We start from the raw sequence: 19,768 nt of genomic DNA, 5'->3' as shown, positions 1-19,768 counted from the left end.
ATATTTGAATTATAAGGATACTGCAAATACCATAAAAATATTACCCGCTTCAGGATTGGTAATTAATGATGCTGAAACAGGCAACGAAAATTTATCCGAAATTTGTATTTCTTTTGAAAGTGTTAATCCAAGGTTAACAAGTCCGGCATTTTCCTGACCATAAAAGCCTGTTGGTTCACCTCTCTCGGTTTTGGGATTATCCAATGCCAATCCTGCAAAAAAATCCAGTGAAGTACCCTGAATTTCTGTTGAATAGCCAAATTCCAAATATTTCGACATCACGATCTTATCTTCAGGTACCATGACTCCTGATTGTTCGATGTATTTTCTGGAATCGGCACCCCAAATATTAATGGCAAACATGATGCTGATGGGGAATTTTTCTGTGCCATTAAATGCCAATGCAGCCTCTACAATATGACCTGTTTGATCTTTGTCACCATGATTGATCTTATCCCAATTCATATTACGGTTGAAGTAATCATTTCTTCCGGATGTTTCATCTGGGAAAAAATAATCGGTTAGGGTGAAAGTGAATAATTGATTTAAAGTATACGTCAAATAAATATCAGCTTCTTGTCCGGTTTGTGTTCCATTGGTTGAATAAGCGCCCCATGCACCTATTGTAAAAGCATGGTTTTCAGATCCAAACCCAAACTCCAAATAAGGTTGTATGCTGGGTGACGAAGCTCCGAGATTTAATCCGCGCCAAATATATCGGCTGGTAAAATCAACACCCATACTCCAGTGCGATTCTTTGGGTTCCTCTTGCGCAAATAAATTGCTCATACTCATTAAAAAAAGAAGTAAGACACTTAAAAGTTTAGCTTTTTGTTTCATAGGTTTTATTATTTAGGATTAATTGTCGGGATAGGAAAATAGTAAAGCATGATGCTTTGATGGGCGATGTAACTGCATGATTTCTCTCCATAGAACTATTGTGCATAGGGCAAAATTATCGATAGCAGTGCACACCTACAATCGGTAAAAAAGCTGAAAATTATATAGGAAAATCTTTGAGGAAGTCTAGGTAATATTACTTAGAACCAAAATTTTGTCTAAGTATTTCCCTCAATATTAATCTAGCATAACCAGATTGTTTTTAATGGCGTATTTTACCAATTCGACAGAAGATTTTAAGCCGAGTTTATGTAAAATGTTATTCTTATGGGAATCAACAGTTCTGACACTAATATTTAATTTCTCTGCAATCTCTTTGTTTGATAAACCCTCAACCACCTGATGAACAATTTCTAATTCACGGGAAGTTAAGTTATCATTTTTTGAAATCTTAGATTTGTTGACCATTGACTTTAGAATGGTATCTGAAATTCCTTTGTTGAAATAATTCTCCCCTTTAGCAATAATGTTGATGGCTTGGAGAAGCTCATTCATGCTGGTATCCTTGGGTAAATATCCATTTGCTCCGGCATTTAAGGCTTTTGTGATAAACTCTTCGTTTGAATGCATGGAAAGAATTAAAATGTTGATTTCGGGAAAGTTTTTGGAGACATATTTTGTGATATCGATTCCGGAAATGTCAGGCATCGAAATGTCGGTAATAATCAGATCAGGTGAGGTAGATTCCAGCAATTTATATAAGTCGTTTGCATGTCCAACTTCGCCAATAATCGCTATGTTTTCTTCATCTGATAAAACCGATTTGACTCCATCTCTGAACATCTGATGATCATCCACCAATATGACCTTAATTTTTCCCATAGCTTAACTTAAATTGGAATCCCAATTTTTATTTTAGTTCCTTCTTTTTTGTTTGTAATTAGATCAATTTCGCCATTTAACAAATGTACTCTTTCTTTCATGTTTGAAATTCCGTTCCCGCATAATTTCCTGCCCTCTTTATAACAAAAGCCGGAGCCATCGTCCGAAATATTTAAATACACCCGTTCTGCGTCTGCGATTAATTCAATTTTTGCAGATTTTGCATTAGAATGTTTAATGATATTACTCAGTGCTTCCTGAGAGATTCGGTATAGATAAGTGTTTATTTTATCTTCAACTTTGATCGAAAATTGTTTATGATTGAATTCTATCGCAATTCCTGAACTGTCCGAAATCTCACGACATAGATTTGAAAGTGCATCAACCAAACCAAATTCATTTAATATAGCGGGCATTAAATTATTGGAAATGCTCCGAACCTCATTAATGGTATTGGCAAAAAGTTCCTGAACTTCAGCCATAATTATCTTTGTCCTTTCTGGAGAGGAAGTTGCAGTGCGTTCTAATCGCATCTTAATTGCAAGAATCGACTGTCCGAGCCCATCATGCAATTCCCGCGACAATCTTTGACGTTCGAGTTCTTGCCCATCGATCATGGAGCTCACGCGCATCGATCGCTCTAATTTCAAGTTTTCCGTCTGCTCCTTAATCTTTGCCGACATCTCGTTAAATGCATCTACTAAACTTCCAATTTCATCGTTGCTAACAATATCTTCGACGATAACATCATAATTTCCATTTGTAATATTCTGTGCCGCATGTTTCAATTTAACAATGGGCAAGCTTATTCGTTTAGCGATGATATAGACAAAAGCAAATAAAAGCAGCGACATCAGTACGCTTAAATAAAGAATATTATTTCGGATGGAATCAATGGGGATCATAGCTTCTTTTTCGTCAATCTCTGCCAGAATGGCCCAGTTAAGAATAGGAATATCTACTTTGCTATAGGAGCTTAAAACCGAAATATCCCGATAATCTTTGATCACCTCTGTACCCGTTTCCCCATTAACCGCTTTTTTAAAACCCGTAGTTCGGACAAAAGTCTTAAAAATTGCATTGTCCTGAAAACGAGAGGTGCTACGCATCAGTGAGTCGCTTCCAACAAGATATGATTCCCCAGACTTTCCTAATCCGTTGTGAGGATTGTTTTCGTACATGATAGAGTTGATGGCATCAATATCTATTTCAATGACAACCGTGCCACCTTGATTCCCTGAATTATCTGTCACCTGTGTTCCAATAAATATACTGGGAAGATTTGTTGTTGAATCCAATTTGTAATCTTCAATTGAAATGCCTGAACTGAAGTTAATTTTATGGTACAAATTATTGATGGGCAATTGCTCCACCGCACCATAATCCATTCGCGTGGTTTCATCAAATAATGCTATAAAGGAAACAGCTTGCCCTGACTGATTTATCACAAAAAATCGTTTATAATAATTAGCCGATAAAAAATGTTTTCGTAAAAAATTGTCGTATTCCTGCTTTATAAGTGTATCATTATCATGATTCGGCAAATTATTATTCAGCAGTTGAATGATGTTTTTCACATCTTCCGATTTTGAAACGAGGTTGACATCCAACATGCGATCTTCGAAAAATCGTTCAATCCTGTATTTTTTTTCAATCCGTAAAGAGGTTAGTTGATCAAATGTCCTTTCTACCAAAGCATCTTTCGCCCGATAATAGGAGTAAGAACCTACTACGATTACAGTAAAAATATTTAGTAATAAAAAATAGATGATTAATTTTTTTACAATGGAAGTACTTTTCTTCATGTTAACTTATTGATCAATAAATATGCAATCCAATATCAACAAATATAAAGAAAGAACTACATCGCGTAATATATTTCCGGCTATTGGACCAATAAAATGCGTCAAATTTTAAATTCGGCTTTACAGTCCGTGCATCTATAACTGTAAAAATTGCTTTGCGGTGCAGTGTTCGCAAAGAGTGAAATGAATATTTTAAAGAAATTATGGAGTTTATTTTTTCCTAAACTTACAGTCACGTTTTTCGAACTACACTTTGGGCAAACGATGTGTATTTCGTTGTTGCCCAAATGTAAATCAACAATTTTTTTAGCTTCCTCGATGTCTGAATCATTAATAAAAATTTGAACTCCAGAATTTGAACCCATAAAAAGATGAGGTAATAAAGTTGCAGCATTTTCATTTGTAAGAAAACTGTCAATGCCTGCTAGTTCAAGTTTGTTCTTGATGAAATTGGCCTCAATTGCATCTTTACAAGTAGCTATTGCGATTGTTTTCATTAGTTGCTTTTCTAAAAATATAAAAAATCAGGAGGATTTTTTCATTACAACATAGACAAGTGGGAATCTACCTTCAACTTTCACAAATTTTTTAATTTCAAATCCATTGTCAATTAACACACTTTTAAAATCATTGATGCACCATTTGTTCACAATTTTAAAACCGCTCAGTGCACCAGCAATGCTTGAGATGATTTTGCTTTTCAGGCTTTCGCCAACACAAAAAGTAGGAGCAATAAAAATTCCATCATCTTTCATCACTCTTTTAATTTCGCTGATGGGTTGTTCAGGTTCATAAAGTAGGTGTAAGATATTGGAAGCAATTACCAGATCGAACGAATGATCGGCGATGCTTAATTGATAAGCATCCTGGACCTGAAAATCAATATTTTTGATGTGTAATTCGCTTTGCTTTTGTTTGGCAATCAGGATCATTTCGGGCGAAATATCTGTAGCAACTACGGAATTTACTTTGGTGCAAATTGTAAAAGGAATAATTCCTGTTCCCGTGCCAATTTCCAAAACATTTTGATTGGGATAAAGCGCTGTATCTATATTTTCTAAGATAACTTCATAGGTTTTGCCTAGCGTTTTTTTGATAAATAAATCATAATAACGGGCAAATTTATCCCAGAATTTCTGCTCTTTAAGTTGACGGGTTTTCATTTTTTAAGGCATCTTATTTATTGAACTATTTATTAAAAATCACAAGATATGAATCCAAGTTCCAGGAGGTGCCTATAATCAATACCATCATTGATTTATTAATGGTGTATATACTTAGGAAATACTAGTACTCAAATGTAATTGATTTTTTAATTAAGCCCAAATGTATGATCCTTCATTTTTCAAACATCAGATTAAAATTTAGTACATTTAACTAATTGAAAAATGATGACAAATGAATGAAAATCCAAAATCATTATCCAAAAAAGCTGGTTTACCTCCGGGAGCCTTGGTTCACATCGGGACACGCAAAGCCAACAAAATAAAAGTCACGGTTATTGATTACAACGAAACGAATTTTTCGGAAGTCAATTGCAAAACAATTGAGGAATGCTTTCCATACAAAGATACCTCTTCCGTGAGTTGGATTAACATTGATGGGTTGCATGATACGGAAGCTATCGGGAAGATTGGCCAACATTATGGACTGCATCCGCTTTTGCTTGAAGATGTACTAAATACGAGTCATCGTCCCAAAGTTGAAGAATTTGATGATTATCTGTTTCTTGCCCTTCAAATGTTTGAAATAAGTAAAGATGGAAAATATGTTGTTTCGGAACAGATTAGCCTTGTTCTGGGCAAAAATTGGGTAATCTCGTTCCAGGAGAAGGAAGGTGATGTTTTTGATACAATTCGACAACGAATAAAAGAGAAAAAAGGAAATATCAGGCATAAAGGGACTGATTATTTAATGTATCGCTTGATAGATACAGTAGTTGATAACTACTTTTTTGTGACTGAACATTTAACTGATGTCATTGAAAAGCTGGAAGAAAAGGTAATGAATAATCAGGATAAAGAAACCTTGCAAGAAATACAGCATTTGAAAAAGCAATTTGTAAATCTTCGCAAATCAGTTATGCCCTTACGAGAGGCTGTTTCAAGCCTGCAAAAAGATGGGAACGAATTTGTTAAGCCGGACACTATTCGTTATTTAAGAGATGTTTACGAACATCTGATCCAGGTGAACGAAACCATAGATTCAGAGCGGGATAGACTCGCAAGCATCATGGAACTTTACTTATCAGGCGTGAGTAATAAGATGAATCAAATCATGAAGATCTTAACCATCATCGCAACTATTTTTATCCCACTCACCTTTATTGCCGGTGTTTATGGCATGAATTTCGATAACATGCCTGAGCTTCATTGGCAATACGGCTATTTTGCCGTATGGGGAGTTATGCTTGCCGTTATTTTTATCATGATCATGTTCTTTAAACGAAAGCGCTGGTTATAGTGTTTTAGCTGTTAGCTGTTAGCTGTTAGCTGTTAGCTTTTAGCTGTTGGCTTCTATTTTTTTCAATCTGGAAAAGTCAATTAAAAAGTACCATTTAAGGTAAATGAAGAGTTTCCAATTTTTTAAAACTTCCATTTATTTTTGTTGAACCAGATTCTGTGATCTGAAAACAAAATCAGCTGATTGTAATATTTTGGCCTTCAAGTTTTCGGGATAATCCGGATGATCTTGCAGAAATTCATTTACAATATCTGCCGCTTTTTTCGACTGATATCCACCAAGCACGGCATCTAACCATTGTTTAGGGAAAAAGATATCACCCGTTAACTGAATTTCCTGTAAAAGTTCCAGGCTCACTTTCAAATATTTTATTGAATATTCGGCACGTAAAGGGTGATTCAGATAATTCAATGAGGTTACGACCCATCGCTCATGTTCACGGTTTATAGGGCTTCGCAAACTCTGGAAAAACAAATCTCGTTCCTTATCAACATTTGATAAAGAAGGCATCACAAACCTGATCTCGTCTTTACGGTCCTCATTCTTTATCCGATCTAGTTGTTTAAGGAGAATATCTTTGCTTTGATCAGGGATTTTTAGAGCCAAGATATAGGCCAGTACGGTTTTATTATTATCCGATAATTCCAAGCCTTTAATTGCTGTTTTACCTTCCCAAATATCAAATAATTTCATAAGGGCTTCAGCACTCAGGGCAATATCCTGGTAGCTGTCAAAATAATTCTTTTTAAGTCCGGGATCATTCGTGCTATTTATTAAATTCCACAGTTTTTCTTCCGATTTGGCAGTCCATTCCTGCCTTTCCTCCTTAGAAAAAAATTGCCAGTAAATGGTACCGGTTTGAGCCAGAATCTTACCAATTAACAGCGGATTGGTTTCGACATCCAGTGAATTTAGTTGAAGTTGGTAAAGTTGAGTTTTGTCTATATTTAAATTCAACATATTCTCCCAAAGGGTTATCCAGGCAATCCCCCGTTTAAGCGGGTCCTTAAATGAATTAATATTGTTGAGCAGGTACTGTTTACTGGTTTCATCCAATTCGAAATAAGCATAAGCGTTACCTTTGCTGTTAGGTGTTATCATCAATGGAACATCCATATTTGTTGTCTGATTCAGTCCTACTTTTAACGCGTCAAAATTGATATCAAAGACCTTATTTTTTTCAGGATTATCATAGTATAATTCAAATTCTAATTGTTGAGGCCAAACCCTGTTTTTACCGGCAGGGTCACTTTGGCTGATTGTTGCTGTTTTTATTCTATTGGATTCAATTTCAATATGAGTTTTAATAATCGGCATTCCGGCCTCTTTTACCCAAATATTGCTCCATTTTATTAAGTCAAATTCTGTTTGTTTATTTAAAATTTCAATTAATTGATCCCAGGTTGCATCACCAAATGCGTAATTTTTCAAATATTCCTGTAACCCTGATCGTAATTTTTCGGCACCCATTAAACTCTCCAAATGTCTCATCACAATTGGGGCCTTATGATAGATAATATTGCCATATAAGGCACCGGCATCTTTCATGTTTTCCAGTTGCTGACCAATGGGATTTGCGCCTAAAGTTCGATCGATTTCATAAGCTGCCGGATAATGAGAAAGCAAAAATTTAAGATCATGGTTAACCTCGGGGAAACTAGGGTTAATGATTTTATCGGACATAAACCCGGCAAAAACCTCCTTCAGCCAAACATCATCAAACCATTTCATGGTAACATAGTCGCCAAACCACATGTGGGCTGTTTCGTGTGAGATTAAACCTGCACGGGCCAATTTTTGATTTTGGGTTGCGTTTTTTTCAAGAAATAATGAATTTGCACGGTATTGAATTGCACCTGCATGTTCCATCCCTCCATATTGAAAAAATGGAATGGCAACAAAATCAAATTTTTTAAAGGGATATTTTATCTGGGTATAATCTTCTAGCCAATTTAATGCTTTGGCATGTAAACTGAAAATCTCATCCACATTTCGCGCTACCAGATTTGAATCAGGCTCCCGATGAAGCATGGTCATTTGCCTTCCGTCGGTATTTCTGGTAATTTGCTCAAACTTCCCTGCCACAAACGAAAACAGATAGGTACTTAATTTATCTGTTTTATCGAAAAAAATTGTTTTCCGCGCATTTTTTTCATCAAGTATTGTATTGTTAGCAGGTGCATTCGAAACGGCAGTCCAGCCTTTAGGTATGCTAAGCTCAAGGGTATATTTGGCTTTCATATTGGGCTGATCAAAACAGGGGAAAGCAGTTGATGCACGATCGGGGACAAATAGCGTGTACAAAAATTCTTTGTTCCTGTTTAATGATGTTTCCCCGGCCCTGAAAACGATATTTATTCTATTTAATCCTTTTTTTAAGGATGAAATTGGAATAACGAGATGGCCGTTTTGCATTTCAAATCCGGCGTTATTATTTGCATTTACTTCCTTAATATACTCAGGCGGGGCACTAAAATCAAGAAGAAGAGGATGGGACAAATCATTCAATTCTAATGAAACAGACATATTTGCCTCTATCGTTTGGTGAAGTGAATCAGGAATTGAAAAGTGTAATTTATATTCGGGATTTGAAATACTTTGGGTTCTATGATCAGCAATGGTTTTTGAAACTCCGTGTACTATTTCGATTTCTTGGGATTTGTTGCAGGCTATTAAGATTATTCCACTTAATATGATCGCCATACTATAATATGATACTTTTTTCATAAAACAGGCTTTTATTTCAACCCTTAAAAGTAGCCATTTTTGCATTTAAATTCTATATTTGAAGAAATAAGAAATCCGTTAATTTAATATTCATTTAAACAATATCTGTTATGCGTATTCGTGTAAAAGTTTTCTCTCTGGTTCTGGCCCTTTCGCTTTCATTATCAACAGCAGTTTATACCCAACATATTAATAAAGCTTTGATTAATGAATGGGTTCAGCCTCATTTGCAAAAATCTTTTTCTGAATTGAAAGCGTTTTTGAGTATCCCCAATGATTCGCATTTTGAGAACCAAATTTTGGAAAACATGCAATGGCTCGAAGAAGCTTTCAAGAAGCGGAATTTTAATACTGTTGTTTTAAAATCGAAGGGAAACCCATCACTATTTGCAGAAAAAGCGATTGATTCGAATCTTAAAACGGTACTTTTTTATATGCATTTCGATGGGCAGCCTGTTGATTCTTCAAAATGGTTACAGCCGAATCCTTACACCCCGGTTTTAAAACAAAAAAATCAAGCGGGTGGATGGGATATAGTGGATTGGAATCTTTTGCAATATGCCCCTGATGAAGAATTGCGGTTTTTCTGTCGTTCATCGTCGGATGATAAATCACCAATAAATATGCTGCTTTCTGCACTTGATATATTAAATGCAAATAATCATAAGCCGGCTTTTAATATAAAAGTAATATTGGATAGTGAAGAGGAAATGGGCTCCCCAAATTTGCCTGACATTGTTGATAATTACCATGATCTTTTAGCTTCAGACATGATGCTAATTCTTGATGGACCCCGACATATCAGTAATAAGCCAAGTATTTTCTTCGGTTGCAGGGGTTTAGCTTCTGTCGAGATTACGATTTTTGGCCCAAAGAATGCACAGCACAGCGGCCATTATGGAAATTATGCGCCAAACCCTGCTTTAAGCCTGGCTAAATTATTAGCCACAATGAAGGATGATGAAGGCAAGGTAATTATTCCCGGCTTTTATGATGGAATTAAGATGGATAAAAAAACTTTAGAAATATTGGCACAAGTACCTGATGACATAAATGAAATCAATCAAAATCTGGGGATCGCAATACCAGACAGGGTAGGAGCCGATTATCAACAATCCTTGCAATATCCTTCACTAAATATTCGAGGAATGTCATCCGGATGGGTTGGCTCTGAGGCCAGAACTATTGTTCCAACTACGGCAACTGCTGCGCTGGATATTAGGTTAGTGGTTGAAAGTAATCCGGTAAGACTGATCAATTTAGTAAAAAAACACATTGAAGGACAGGGTTTTTATGTAATTAATCATCTTCCTAACGATCAGGAGCGGGCTAAATATCCAAAAATCGCGATGTTTAATTCAGGGTTCGAAAATTTAGCTTTCAGAACCGAATTTGACTCGGAAATAGGGAAATGGGTGAACCGATCATTGATAAAAGCATTTGAAGAACAGCCGGTAAGGGTGAGAACAACAGGGGGTACGGTGCCGATATCAGCGTTTATAAGTAAACTAGGGATCGAGGCTGTAATTCTTCCAATGGTTAATTTAGATAACAATCAGCATGGACCAAATGAAAATTTGAGGTTAGGCAATTACATAGATGGGATTAAAACTATTGTTGCTTTGCTTACCGAAAAAATCTAAATCATGCTGTTGATAAGTCATCAACAAATTGTTCTATGATAAAAAATTTCGAAAAATTTGCAGTTTTATTCCTGTTGATCATTTCAGGTTTCCAATCTCTGCATGCTCAAGAAACAAAAAATTTGCAGGAGAAGTATCCCAAAGTTTTTAAAATTAACCCATATACTTTTGACCTGACTGAACTTGCCCAAATAGATTTGGTGGATTTGAAACATCAGGCATATTTTTTAATGCTTAATAAGGATTATGAAACTGCAGCACGCTTTTACTTATATATCGTAAGTCGAAGCATGAGCGATGCAAGTGCTTGTTATGATCTGGCAAGGTGTTATGCATATCTCGGTCAGGCGGGTTATGCAGCTAATTTTTTGATACTTGCTATCAATAATGGCTTCAATGACTTTACTTTCATACGTAAAGATGAGGCATTTAACCAATTACAGCAAAATCCTGAATTTTTTAACCGATATCAAGCCGTTTTGAATGCAGGAAAGAGTTTGGGCGAAAATATTTATGTAAAAGGGGAAAAACTCATTAAATGCCGTGTATTGTTACCTGAAAATTATCAGCCTGAAGTATCATATCCCTTAGTCATTGGTATGCATGGATTTGGTGGTACTACAGAGGAATTCACAAAACTTTGGGCATATTTTGAAAAGCATTCATTCATTTTCGTGATGCCGGAGGGCCCGTATAATGCTTATTCTGATGTTAGCGTTCGACCTAATGCATATTCCTGGGATATTCGTGTTGAGGACATAGATTTATATAAGCGAGCCGACAACTTGAGCTCCCAATTCATTGTTAATGTTAAGAAATATGTCAGAGAAAAATATAAAATCGAAAAATCATATATAATGGGGTTTTCGCAAGGTGGAGGATATGCATATGTTACTGGAATTAAAAACCCTGATGAATTTGAAGGGATCATTTGTTTCGGTGCCCGTTTGCCCGATACTAAAAAATATTCATGGTTTCTTTCGGATGAAGATATTGTTAAAGGTAATAAATTAAAGGTATTTATTGCGCATGGTAAGGAGGATCACATAAAGAATGCCAATGAGGCCAAAAAAATCTTAAAAAAGAATGGCTATGAGGTTAATTTTCATGACTTTGCAGGTGGTCATTTTGTTGATCCTACCGCTTTTAAAGCAGCGCTCGAATGGTTTGGGATACAATAACAAGTCAAATTTAATGCTGGCCGTATAATAATCGACAAACATCCATCTTTAGCATATAAATGTTGCACAAATTATTCATTTCTCATTTCAGTCATTGGTGAAAAAATTGTAATTTTCAAGAAAAAACCAAAAATCATGAAATTGAAATTTCTATCCTTTATTTTTTTGCTTGCAATATTGGCAAGCTGTAATCAAAAAGTTTCTGACCTTCGACAAGCAGAGAATAGTATTAATGTAATTGATATGGAAAAACATGTCATCACGCTTGCATCTGATGAGTTTTTAGGACGTCAGCCATTCACCGAAGGGGAAGAAAAAACAGTTTATTATCTAAAGTCTGTGTTTGAAAATTTAGGCTTAGAAGGTGCTAATAAAGGCAGCTATTTTCAAGAGGTACCCATGGTTGAAATTACATTTGGCTCACCTGAAAAACTGGAATTGAAGACTTCTGGTGGGATTTTGGAATTGGAGTTAATTAAAGATTATGTTTTTTCGACAAGTCAGGTTAAGGAGCAAATAAATGTTGAAAATTCTGAGCTGGTTTTTGCAGGTTATGGAATAGTGGCTCCTGAATTTAACCGAAACGATTATGAAGACTTGGATTGCAAAGGTAAAACTGTTCTGGTATTGGTAAATGACCCTGGTTTGATAACTCAGGACCCTGCAATATTTAATGGGAATGCCATGACTTATTATGGTCGTTGGTCATATAAATATGAAGAAGCAGCTCGTCAGGGTGCAACCGGAGTTCTTGTAATTCATGACACGAAAGGGGCGGGATATCCCTGGAAAGTGATAACAAATACTGCCGATAATAAGCTCTTTATTCAGTCAGAAGATGGAAATTTGTCGAATTGTGAGTTGAATGGATGGATTACTGATGAAGCAACTTCAAGACTTTTTGAGCAATGCGGGTTGAATTTTAAAGAAATATCAAAGCAAGCATTAAGCTCAGAATTCAAACCTGTTTCATTGAACACAAAGCTCAGTATTACCATGAACAATAAATTGCGTTACGCAAGTTCTAAAAATGTACTGGCGATGTTAAAGGGAACCGATCTGGCCGACGAATGTATTGTTTATACTGCTCATTGGGACCATTTTGGTATTGGCCCTGTGATGAATGGAGATTCCATATATAACGGTTCAGCAGATAACGGAATCCCAATAGCTGCAATGCTTGAGACTGCTAAAGCCTTCGCTAATTTAAAACAGAAACCCAGACGAACTGTTATTTTCTTAGCCATAACAGCTGAAGAAACCGGGTTGCTGGGATCAAAGTATTATGTCGAAAATCCGGTAATTCCTGTTCAGAAAACAGTTGCAAATTTAAATTATGAATTATTTTTACCCATTGGCCGGATGAGAGATGTTACCATTACAGGGTTTGGGCAATCCGAACTTGACAGATACGTGGAAGAAGCCGCAAAGGAACAAGATCGATATATTATGGCCGATCCTTTTCCTGAAAATGGAATGTATTACCGTTCTGATCATTTTAGCTTTGCACGACAGGGAGTTCCTTCATTATTTATAAAAGGATGGTCGGATCACCGCGAAAAAGGAAAGGATTTTGCCACTGAAAAAATAAACTATTATTGGGCAAATACATATCACAAGCCTTCAGATGAATATGATCCGGCAACGGCAGATTTGTCGGGGAATGTTGAAGATGCCAAATTATTCTTTAAAATAGGAATGAAATTGGCGATGGAAAACAATTTTCCAAAGTGGTCTGAAGATTCTGAATTTAGAGCCATGCGAGAAAAATAAATTAAGTGAACACTAACGACGGATATAATTTTTTTCAGGCGAATGTGCTGAAATTAGAAGAAATCACCACAGGTGTGTTTGTTCTTGCATATAAAAAGATACATGAATTTCTGGCAGGTCAGGTTGTTGCAATTACCACAGATTTGAATGATAAGCCAAGACTTTATAGTATTGCAAGCGGCATTCGTGAAGAGGAGGTAAGAATTCTATTTAATGTAGTGCCGGAAGGTAAACTAACTACACAAATGTCGCAATTAATTGAGGGGGACAAGATTTTTATTTCAAAGCCTTTCGGAAAGTTTACCGGGACAAAGGAACCTGCTTATTGGATAGCTGCCGGTACCGGAATAGCCCCATTTACATCCATGTTTTATTCCGGACTTGCATCTAATAAAATCATTATTCACGGAGGCAGGACATTAAGTGCCTTCTATTTTAGAAATGTATTTGAGGCTTATTTTAAAGATAATTATATCCCTTGCTGTTCGCAACAAACCGGACAGGGAGTTTTTAAAGGCAGGTTAACAGAATATCTAAAATCGTTAAATGAACTGCCTCCCAAACATAAATATTATCTTTGCGGCAGTGCTGAAATGGTGGTTGAAACCAGGGACATCCTTATTCAAAAGGGGATCCCGTTCAAACAGATAATTGCGGAAATTTATTTTTAATGATAAGCGTCCGATCGGGTCAGTTCTTTTGCCAAAATCGGGACAGGCTATCCAAGCAACCTTATTGCACCTGCCTGTCGGCAGACAGGGTAGGCAAGTTTTATAAATTTAATTACGGATGAAAGATAAATTATTCGGAAAAACATTAAGTGAACTACAGGAAATTGTTGTTCAGGAAGGGATGCCTACTTTTGTTGCAGGACAAATTTCTGATTGGCTGTATAAAAAGCACATCACAGAAATTCAGGATATGAAAAATCTGTCGAAGACTAATAGAACCAAACTTCAGGAGAAATATGAAATTGGATTAAACTTGCCTGTTAAGGAACAAACCTCCATCGACGGAACAAAAAAATACTTATACCCTGCTGCCGGAAAGAAATTTATTGAATCAGCTTATATTCCAGATAAGGATCGCGCCACGCTTTGTATTTCATCTCAAATTGGTTGCAAGATGGGATGTTTGTTTTGTATGACCGGTAAACAAGGTTTTCAAGGTCAGTTGAGTGCGGGTGAAATTGTGAATCAAATTCATAGTTTGCCCGAATTCGATCAATTGACCAATATCGTTTATATGGGAATGGGTGAACCTTTCGATAATTTGAAAGAAGTTCTGAAATCGCTTGAAATTATGACGAGTGAATGGGGTTATGCATGGTCTCCAAAAAGGATTACCGTGTCGACTATTGGCATTATCCCGGCAATGCAGCAATTTTTAACTGAGTCCAAAGCTCATCTCGCAATTAGTTTACATTCTCCATTCGAAGATGATCGAAAAAAAATTATGCCAATTGAAAATGTGTATCCATTAACAAAACTTTTACAAGCCATTCACGACTTTGAATGGGGCAAGCAAAGACGGATTTCATTCGAATATATTTTATTTAAAGGATTTAATGATAGCCAGCGACATGTCAATGAGTTAGCGAAAATCTTAAATGGAATAAAGTGTAGAATTAATTTACTTCGCTTTCATCCTATTCCTAACTCTCCCTTGGAAAGTCCTGATGAAAAGGCTATTAATGAGTTTAGGGAAAAATTAATGTCAAAGGGAATCACAACAACTATTAGAGCTTCAAGGGGTCAGGATATTTTTGCAGCATGTGGGTTACTTTCAACCAAGGAATTACAAAAAAATACAGAACCCATAGATTTTTAAACTTTTTATATGCCTTCAATTTTGCAGATAAGCGATAATGGCATATATTTGGTATAATCAATAAGAAGAAATGCTACCAAAAATATTAGTTGTTGACGATTGGGAACCAAATTTATTATTAGTTGAGAAGTATTTAATAGGGATTCGTGCTGAAATAACTACCTGTCTGAAATCAACTGAAGCAAAAAAGTTGGTCAAAAAGGATGAGTACGCCTTATTTATACTGGATGTTCAAATGCCATATTTGGACGGTTTTGAGTTAGCTGATATTATTCGGCAGACAAAACTAAACGCACTTACCCCAATCATTTTCTTAACGGGAGTATATTCTGATTCGGCAAGTGTTTTTAAAGGCTATTTGGCCGGAGCGGTCGATTATCTTACCAAACCTATTAAAAGAGAAGTTCTACTCGGCAAGGTGAAAATTTTTATTCAGTTGTATCAACAAAGATATGAATTACAGCAGAAGCAACTTTTATTGGAAGAGTATATTGAAAAATTAAAAGAAACTGAAAAATCAAGGATCAAACTTATCATTGAAGGTGAAGATAGAGAAAAGATAAGAATCGCCAGTGAACTGCATGATGGGATCGGGCAATATCTTTCAGCTGCTATAATGAATTTCAATGCAATAAAAGAGGATGTCGATCCTTTAAACATAAAGCTAAGGGAGAACTTTGAGAACGGGTTGAATTTTTTAAATCAGGCAATTACTGAGAGCAGGTCTATTACTGCTAATCTTATTCCAAGAGTTGTTCACGATTTTGGTTTAATTGATAGCTTGGATATTCTGATCAGGAAATTAAACGAAAGCTCAAAAACTCAATTCAAATTCATTCATAAACATATTCATCAACGATTAGATAAGAATATAGAATTACATTTATATCGAATTGGACAAGAATGCATTAATAATATCATTAAGCATGCAGATGCTAAAATGGCCACCTTGCAAATAATCTTGAGCGAGAATGAAATTCATTTGACTTGTGAAGATGACGGGAAGGGATTTAGGATTAACTCGAAACTACAAGATACATCAAGCTATGGAATGCAAAGCCTTTATCATAGAACCAAGCTGTTAGACGGTGCCATTACCGTTGAAAGTGAAATTGATAAAGGCACAATGATAAGTATAGATATCCCATTAACAAAATCAAAGGATCATGAAAAAAATTAAAATTTTAGTAGTCGACGACCATAAAATTATTAGAGACGGGATCAGTTCGCTATTGCATGATCAGCCGGAGTATTCGGTTATTGCAGAAGCTTCTAATGGGCGGGAAGCACTAGCGATTCTGGCTAAAACAAAGATTGACATTGCCATTGTTGATATAAATATGCCTGAGATGAATGGCATCGATTGCACTCGTGAAATTAATGAGAAATTCGAAGATACAAGAGTAATAGCCCTCACAATGCATAGTGAGGAAATCTATTTAACCAAGATGATAGAGGCCGGTGCTGTTGGGTATATTTTGAAAAACTTGGGAAAGAAAGAGTTACTTAGTGCTTTAAGCGCAGTAGTTGAAGGCAAACATTATTACAGTCCGGAAATAACCTTGGCTGTTATTAAAGAGTTAACCAATCCTCGAAAAAAGAAAGAACATGATGCAAAAATAGAATTAACGGCCAGGGAAATGGAAGTGTTGGAACTCATTGTCAGGGAATATTCAAATCAGGAAATTGCTGATAAACTTTCCATAAGTATGCGTACAGTTGATGCCCATCGAAGAAACTTGCTCGAAAAAACAGGAGTAAGAAACACTGCCGGTTTGGTCAAGTATTCAATCAATAATCACTTATTCGAATTGTAAGTATTCTTAGGTGTATTACCTAGTGTAAAATTGGGTATTATGCCGATGTGTTCCCGTAATAAATAAGCTTAAACTTGTTATCTCTTCAATTGTTTTTTTTAGTTGAAGAATATCCTGTATTATTTACTGAATAATGTCACAAAATAGCTTAGCTAATACCATGCTATCAAAAACCGAATTAATGAAGAAAGTAGAGCAGCTGACTGCGGAGGTGGATTATTATAGATCTGAGTTTAATAAAGTAGCCGATGAGAATGGTTATACATTGGCTCTCACTGCAGCTCAAGAGGGGATTTGGGATTGGAAGTTGGATCAAGATGAATTGTTTTATTCTGATCAATGGAAAGCACAACTCGGATACGGGCCTGATCAGATTAAAAATGAGTTTTTGACATTTCAGAATTTATTACACCCAACAGACTACGGTCGTGTTCATCGCGAATTAAAGCAATATTTAAATTACCCGGAAGGACAATTTCAAATATCCTTTCGTATGCGGCATAAAGATGGAACCTATAGATGGATTCAAAATAGGGGAGTTTCAATTAAAAATAAAAAAGGAAAAGCAATCAGGATATTTGGTACTCATACCGATATAACGGAGCAGGTTAGAGCTGAACAAGCTTTGCAAGATAGTAATCAAAAACTTAAAACAGTTATTTCGGAAGCACATGTAATTTTGTTTTCATTGGATAAAAATGGGGTATTTACTTTCGCAGATGGTAAAAGTCTAATAAGCTTGGGTATAAGTCCGGATGAATTAGTTGGATATTCAGTTTTCGAATCGAAAATGAATCATCCCCATATTGTTGAGAGTGTGAGTAAGGCATTAAATGGGGAGTTTGTTAGAACTGTGATAGAGATCAATGGATTATTTTTTGACACTACTTATTCGCCAATGAAAAATTCGGCAGGTGAAGTTGAATCAGTGATAGGTGTTTCATCAAACATTACCGACCATCTTAAACTGGAGAAAAAGATAAAAACTACAAATTTAGAATTAGCAAAAGCAAAAGTGAAGGCTGAAGAATCGGATCGCCTTAAGTCTGCTTTTTTGGCAAATATGTCACATGAAATCCGTACCCCAATGAATTCTATCCTTGGGTTTTCTGATCTGTTACGCTATACTGATAACCCGGCCGAACGAGATGAATATATTGATATAATTGCAAGGAATGGGGAAGTTTTGTTAACTCTCCTAAATGATATTTTGGATTTAAGTAAAATTGAAGGAAGCCAGCTGCCAATAAAGCCAACAACTGTAGATGTGTTTGAATTGATGAGTGAATTGGAACAGGTTTATTCTGCTAAACTTAAAAAATTAGTAAAGCCGGGTTTAGAATTCAAAGTTGAATGGCCATCCGGAATTAAAAAGTTACATATAACAACCGATCGTACAAGATTATTTCAGGTATTGGTCAATCTCATTGATAATGCCATTAAGTTTACAGATAAAGGATTCGTTGTTTTTGGATGTGAAATACTTGAATCAACTGCCCGTTTTTATATCAAAGACACAGGAATTGGGATAAAAAAGAGCGACCTCAGTTTTATATTCGAAAGGTTTGGACAAGTACGTGGACCATTTGATGGTAAATACAGCGGATCTGGATTGGGCTTGTCGATTTCAAAAAAATTGGTTGAATTGCTAGGAGGCAATTTAACTGTTGAATCAAAGATTGATCATGGCTCTGAGTTTTCTTTTTCACTCCCATTAATGGCCAAAATAATGCGAAAACCATACAATAGGATAATTACAGGGATCAGTAATAAGCTAAATGATAAAACCATATTAATTGTTGAAGATGTAGATTCAAGCAGGATTCTTATCGAAAGATTGCTTGCACCGCTAAATGTGCATGTAATTTCAGCAAGTAATGGCGAAGATGCCTTAAAATTATGTCAGAAAAACAATGATATTAATTTGGTGCTTATGGATCTCAAACTTCCAAAAATGAGTGGTTTTGAAGCAACAACACAGATAAAAAAACTGAATAAAAATATTTATGTGATTGCCCAAACGGCACTTGCATTTGATTATGATAAACAGAAATCCATTGATTGTGGATGTGATGATTATCTTACCAAACCGATCAAACATAAGAGTTTGATGAGCACCATCAGTAAATATTTGTGTTAAAAAATATTTTTACTACGCTGAGAAACAGCCCTTTTTTAATTGTCAAAATAGCTGGCTTGAATATTATCTGGATTCATTCCAAATAAATTTCCTAAAAATGAATAATCGGCATAATCAATGATTATCTTTGCAGGTGTTTATTATTCATTATAATCAGGTTTAACATAAAATTAAAACAGAAAAAAATGGAAATTGCTACATTTGGAGCCGGATGTTTTTGGGGAGTGGAAGATGCATTTATGCAAATAAAAGGGGTAATAAATACAACGGTCGGTTATTTGGGAGGTACTTTAGGAAATCCAACTTACAAAGATGTTTGCGACGGTAATACCGGACATGCCGAAGTAGTTCAAATCGAATATAATCCTATGGAAGTTAGTTATCAGGAATTACTAGATGTTTTTTGGCAGATGCATAATCCAACTACTTTAAATAAGCAAGGAGTGGATATAGGAACACAGTATCGGTCTGCAATATTTTATCAAACAGAAAAGCAAAAAAAAGTTGCTGAAGAAAGTAAAGCAAACCTTGAGAAATCAGGTTTGTACAATAACCCAATTGTAACCGAAATAACTAAAGCTTCAACATTTTATAAAGCTGAGGAATATCATCAGGAATATCTGAAAAAAAATGGATTAAGTTCTTGCCATTTTTAAATAGACAAAAC

The 19,768-nt window shown here is 35.7% G+C and carries 16 protein-coding genes; 10 read left to right on the top strand and 6 right to left on the bottom strand.

Translation table 11 applies throughout. From position 1 onward, the window contains the following. Positions 1–9 precede the first annotated feature (9 nt). From KKG99_09535 to KKG99_09515, 5 genes are all read right to left on the bottom strand, one after another. Entirely contained in the window at positions 10–840 is an 831-nt protein-coding gene (locus tag KKG99_09535; GenBank protein ID MBU1013238.1) for a hypothetical protein, read from the bottom strand. A gap of 237 nt (positions 841–1,077) precedes the next feature. Then, the gene (locus KKG99_09530; GenBank protein MBU1013237.1) at positions 1,078–1,722 is read right to left on the bottom strand and encodes a response regulator transcription factor; all 645 of its coding nucleotides are present in this window, start codon (positions 1,720–1,722) and stop codon (positions 1,078–1,080) included. 8 nt (positions 1,723–1,730) lie between these two features. Continuing rightward, entirely contained in the window at positions 1,731–3,527 is a 1,797-nt protein-coding gene (locus KKG99_09525) for a HAMP domain-containing protein (protein ID MBU1013236.1), read from the bottom strand. A 101-nt stretch (positions 3,528–3,628) separates the two neighbouring features. Further along, positions 3,629–4,024 carry a DUF2007 domain-containing protein gene (locus KKG99_09520; GenBank protein ID MBU1013235.1) on the bottom strand — a complete coding sequence of 132 codons (396 nt, stop codon included), beginning with the start codon at positions 4,022–4,024 and terminating at the stop codon, positions 3,629–3,631. 27 nt (positions 4,025–4,051) lie between these two features. Beyond that, positions 4,052–4,690 carry a class I SAM-dependent methyltransferase gene (locus tag KKG99_09515; protein ID MBU1013234.1) on the bottom strand — a complete coding sequence of 213 codons (639 nt, stop codon included), beginning with the start codon at positions 4,688–4,690 and terminating at the stop codon, positions 4,052–4,054. Positions 4,691–4,925: 235 nt separating this feature from the next. On the opposite strand from KKG99_09515, the gene corA reads away from it, so the two are divergent. After that, the gene (corA, locus tag KKG99_09510; GenBank protein MBU1013233.1) at positions 4,926–5,990 is read left to right on the top strand and encodes a magnesium/cobalt transporter CorA; all 1,065 of its coding nucleotides are present in this window, start codon (positions 4,926–4,928) and stop codon (positions 5,988–5,990) included. A 135-nt stretch (positions 5,991–6,125) separates the two neighbouring features. Here the strand turns inward: corA and KKG99_09505 are convergent, their stop codons facing one another. Beyond that, positions 6,126–8,717: an ERAP1-like C-terminal domain-containing protein gene (locus KKG99_09505; protein ID MBU1013232.1), complete on the bottom strand. Its 2,592-nt coding sequence runs from the start codon at positions 8,715–8,717 to the stop codon at positions 6,126–6,128. Between the two features lie 110 nt (positions 8,718–8,827). On the opposite strand from KKG99_09505, the gene KKG99_09500 reads away from it, so the two are divergent. The 9 genes from KKG99_09500 to msrA all read left to right on the top strand — a co-directional run bounded on the left by KKG99_09500 (position 8,828) and on the right by msrA (position 19,757). Further along, complete coding sequence (locus tag KKG99_09500) at positions 8,828–10,360, top strand: M20/M25/M40 family metallo-hydrolase (GenBank protein ID MBU1013231.1); 1,533 nt, start codon at positions 8,828–8,830, stop codon at positions 10,358–10,360. 35 nt (positions 10,361–10,395) lie between these two features. Next, the gene (locus KKG99_09495) at positions 10,396–11,541 is read left to right on the top strand and encodes a hypothetical protein (GenBank protein MBU1013230.1); all 1,146 of its coding nucleotides are present in this window, start codon (positions 10,396–10,398) and stop codon (positions 11,539–11,541) included. A 135-nt stretch (positions 11,542–11,676) separates the two neighbouring features. Further along, a complete protein-coding gene (locus tag KKG99_09490) occupies positions 11,677–13,314 on the top strand; it encodes a M20/M25/M40 family metallo-hydrolase (GenBank protein ID MBU1013229.1) in 1,638 nt (545 codons plus the stop codon). A gap of 5 nt (positions 13,315–13,319) precedes the next feature. Beyond that, entirely contained in the window at positions 13,320–13,985 is a 666-nt protein-coding gene (locus KKG99_09485) for an oxidoreductase (GenBank protein ID MBU1013228.1), read from the top strand. A gap of 118 nt (positions 13,986–14,103) precedes the next feature. Beyond that, the gene (rlmN, locus tag KKG99_09480; GenBank protein ID MBU1013227.1) at positions 14,104–15,144 is read left to right on the top strand and encodes a 23S rRNA (adenine(2503)-C(2))-methyltransferase RlmN; all 1,041 of its coding nucleotides are present in this window, start codon (positions 14,104–14,106) and stop codon (positions 15,142–15,144) included. Between the two features lie 70 nt (positions 15,145–15,214). Then, positions 15,215–16,324, top strand: coding sequence for a response regulator (locus tag KKG99_09475; GenBank protein MBU1013226.1), 1,110 nt, complete (start codon positions 15,215–15,217; stop codon positions 16,322–16,324). Further along, positions 16,311–16,961: a response regulator transcription factor gene (locus KKG99_09470; protein ID MBU1013225.1), complete on the top strand. Its 651-nt coding sequence runs from the start codon at positions 16,311–16,313 to the stop codon at positions 16,959–16,961. Before KKG99_09475 ends, KKG99_09470 begins: the two co-directional genes overlap by 14 nt. A 181-nt stretch (positions 16,962–17,142) precedes the next feature. Further along, positions 17,143–19,101, top strand: coding sequence for a response regulator (locus KKG99_09465; protein MBU1013224.1), 1,959 nt, complete (start codon positions 17,143–17,145; stop codon positions 19,099–19,101). Positions 19,102–19,286: 185 nt separating this feature from the next. Then, the gene (gene msrA, locus KKG99_09460; GenBank protein ID MBU1013223.1) at positions 19,287–19,757 is read left to right on the top strand and encodes a peptide-methionine (S)-S-oxide reductase MsrA; all 471 of its coding nucleotides are present in this window, start codon (positions 19,287–19,289) and stop codon (positions 19,755–19,757) included. Positions 19,758–19,768: the final 11 nt, after the last annotated feature.

Source organism: Bacteroidota bacterium (assembly GCA_018816945.1).
Lineage (GTDB): Bacteria > Bacteroidota > Bacteroidia > Bacteroidales.
Note: the sequence above shows the minus strand (reverse complement) of the source record. Positions and strands in the feature narration are given on the sequence as shown.

Bases quoted from the DNA above. Each gene is read 5' to 3' on its own strand.
- KKG99_09535 (MBU1013238.1), bottom strand. From the start codon at position 840: ATGAAACAAAAAGCTAAACTTTTAAGTGTCTTACTTCTTTTTTTAATG.
- KKG99_09530 (MBU1013237.1), bottom strand. From the start codon at position 1,722: ATGGGAAAAATTAAGGTCATATTGGTGGATGATCATCAGATGTTCAGA.
- KKG99_09525 (MBU1013236.1), bottom strand. From the start codon at position 3,527: ATGAAGAAAAGTACTTCCATTGTAAAAAAATTAATCATCTATTTTTTA.
- KKG99_09520 (MBU1013235.1), bottom strand. From the start codon at position 4,024: ATGAAAACAATCGCAATAGCTACTTGTAAAGATGCAATTGAGGCCAAT.
- KKG99_09515 (MBU1013234.1), bottom strand. From the start codon at position 4,690: ATGAAAACCCGTCAACTTAAAGAGCAGAAATTCTGGGATAAATTTGCC.
- corA (MBU1013233.1), top strand. From the start codon at position 4,926: ATGAATGAAAATCCAAAATCATTATCCAAAAAAGCTGGTTTACCTCCG.
- KKG99_09505 (MBU1013232.1), bottom strand. From the start codon at position 8,717: ATGAAAAAAGTATCATATTATAGTATGGCGATCATATTAAGTGGAATA.
- KKG99_09500 (MBU1013231.1), top strand. From the start codon at position 8,828: ATGCGTATTCGTGTAAAAGTTTTCTCTCTGGTTCTGGCCCTTTCGCTT.
- KKG99_09495 (MBU1013230.1), top strand. From the start codon at position 10,396: ATGATAAAAAATTTCGAAAAATTTGCAGTTTTATTCCTGTTGATCATT.
- KKG99_09490 (MBU1013229.1), top strand. From the start codon at position 11,677: ATGAAATTGAAATTTCTATCCTTTATTTTTTTGCTTGCAATATTGGCA.
- rlmN (MBU1013227.1), top strand. From the start codon at position 14,104: ATGAAAGATAAATTATTCGGAAAAACATTAAGTGAACTACAGGAAATT.
- KKG99_09475 (MBU1013226.1), top strand. From the start codon at position 15,215: ATGCTACCAAAAATATTAGTTGTTGACGATTGGGAACCAAATTTATTA.
- KKG99_09470 (MBU1013225.1), top strand. From the start codon at position 16,311: ATGAAAAAAATTAAAATTTTAGTAGTCGACGACCATAAAATTATTAGA.
- KKG99_09465 (MBU1013224.1), top strand. From the start codon at position 17,143: ATGAAGAAAGTAGAGCAGCTGACTGCGGAGGTGGATTATTATAGATCT.
- msrA (MBU1013223.1), top strand. From the start codon at position 19,287: ATGGAAATTGCTACATTTGGAGCCGGATGTTTTTGGGGAGTGGAAGAT.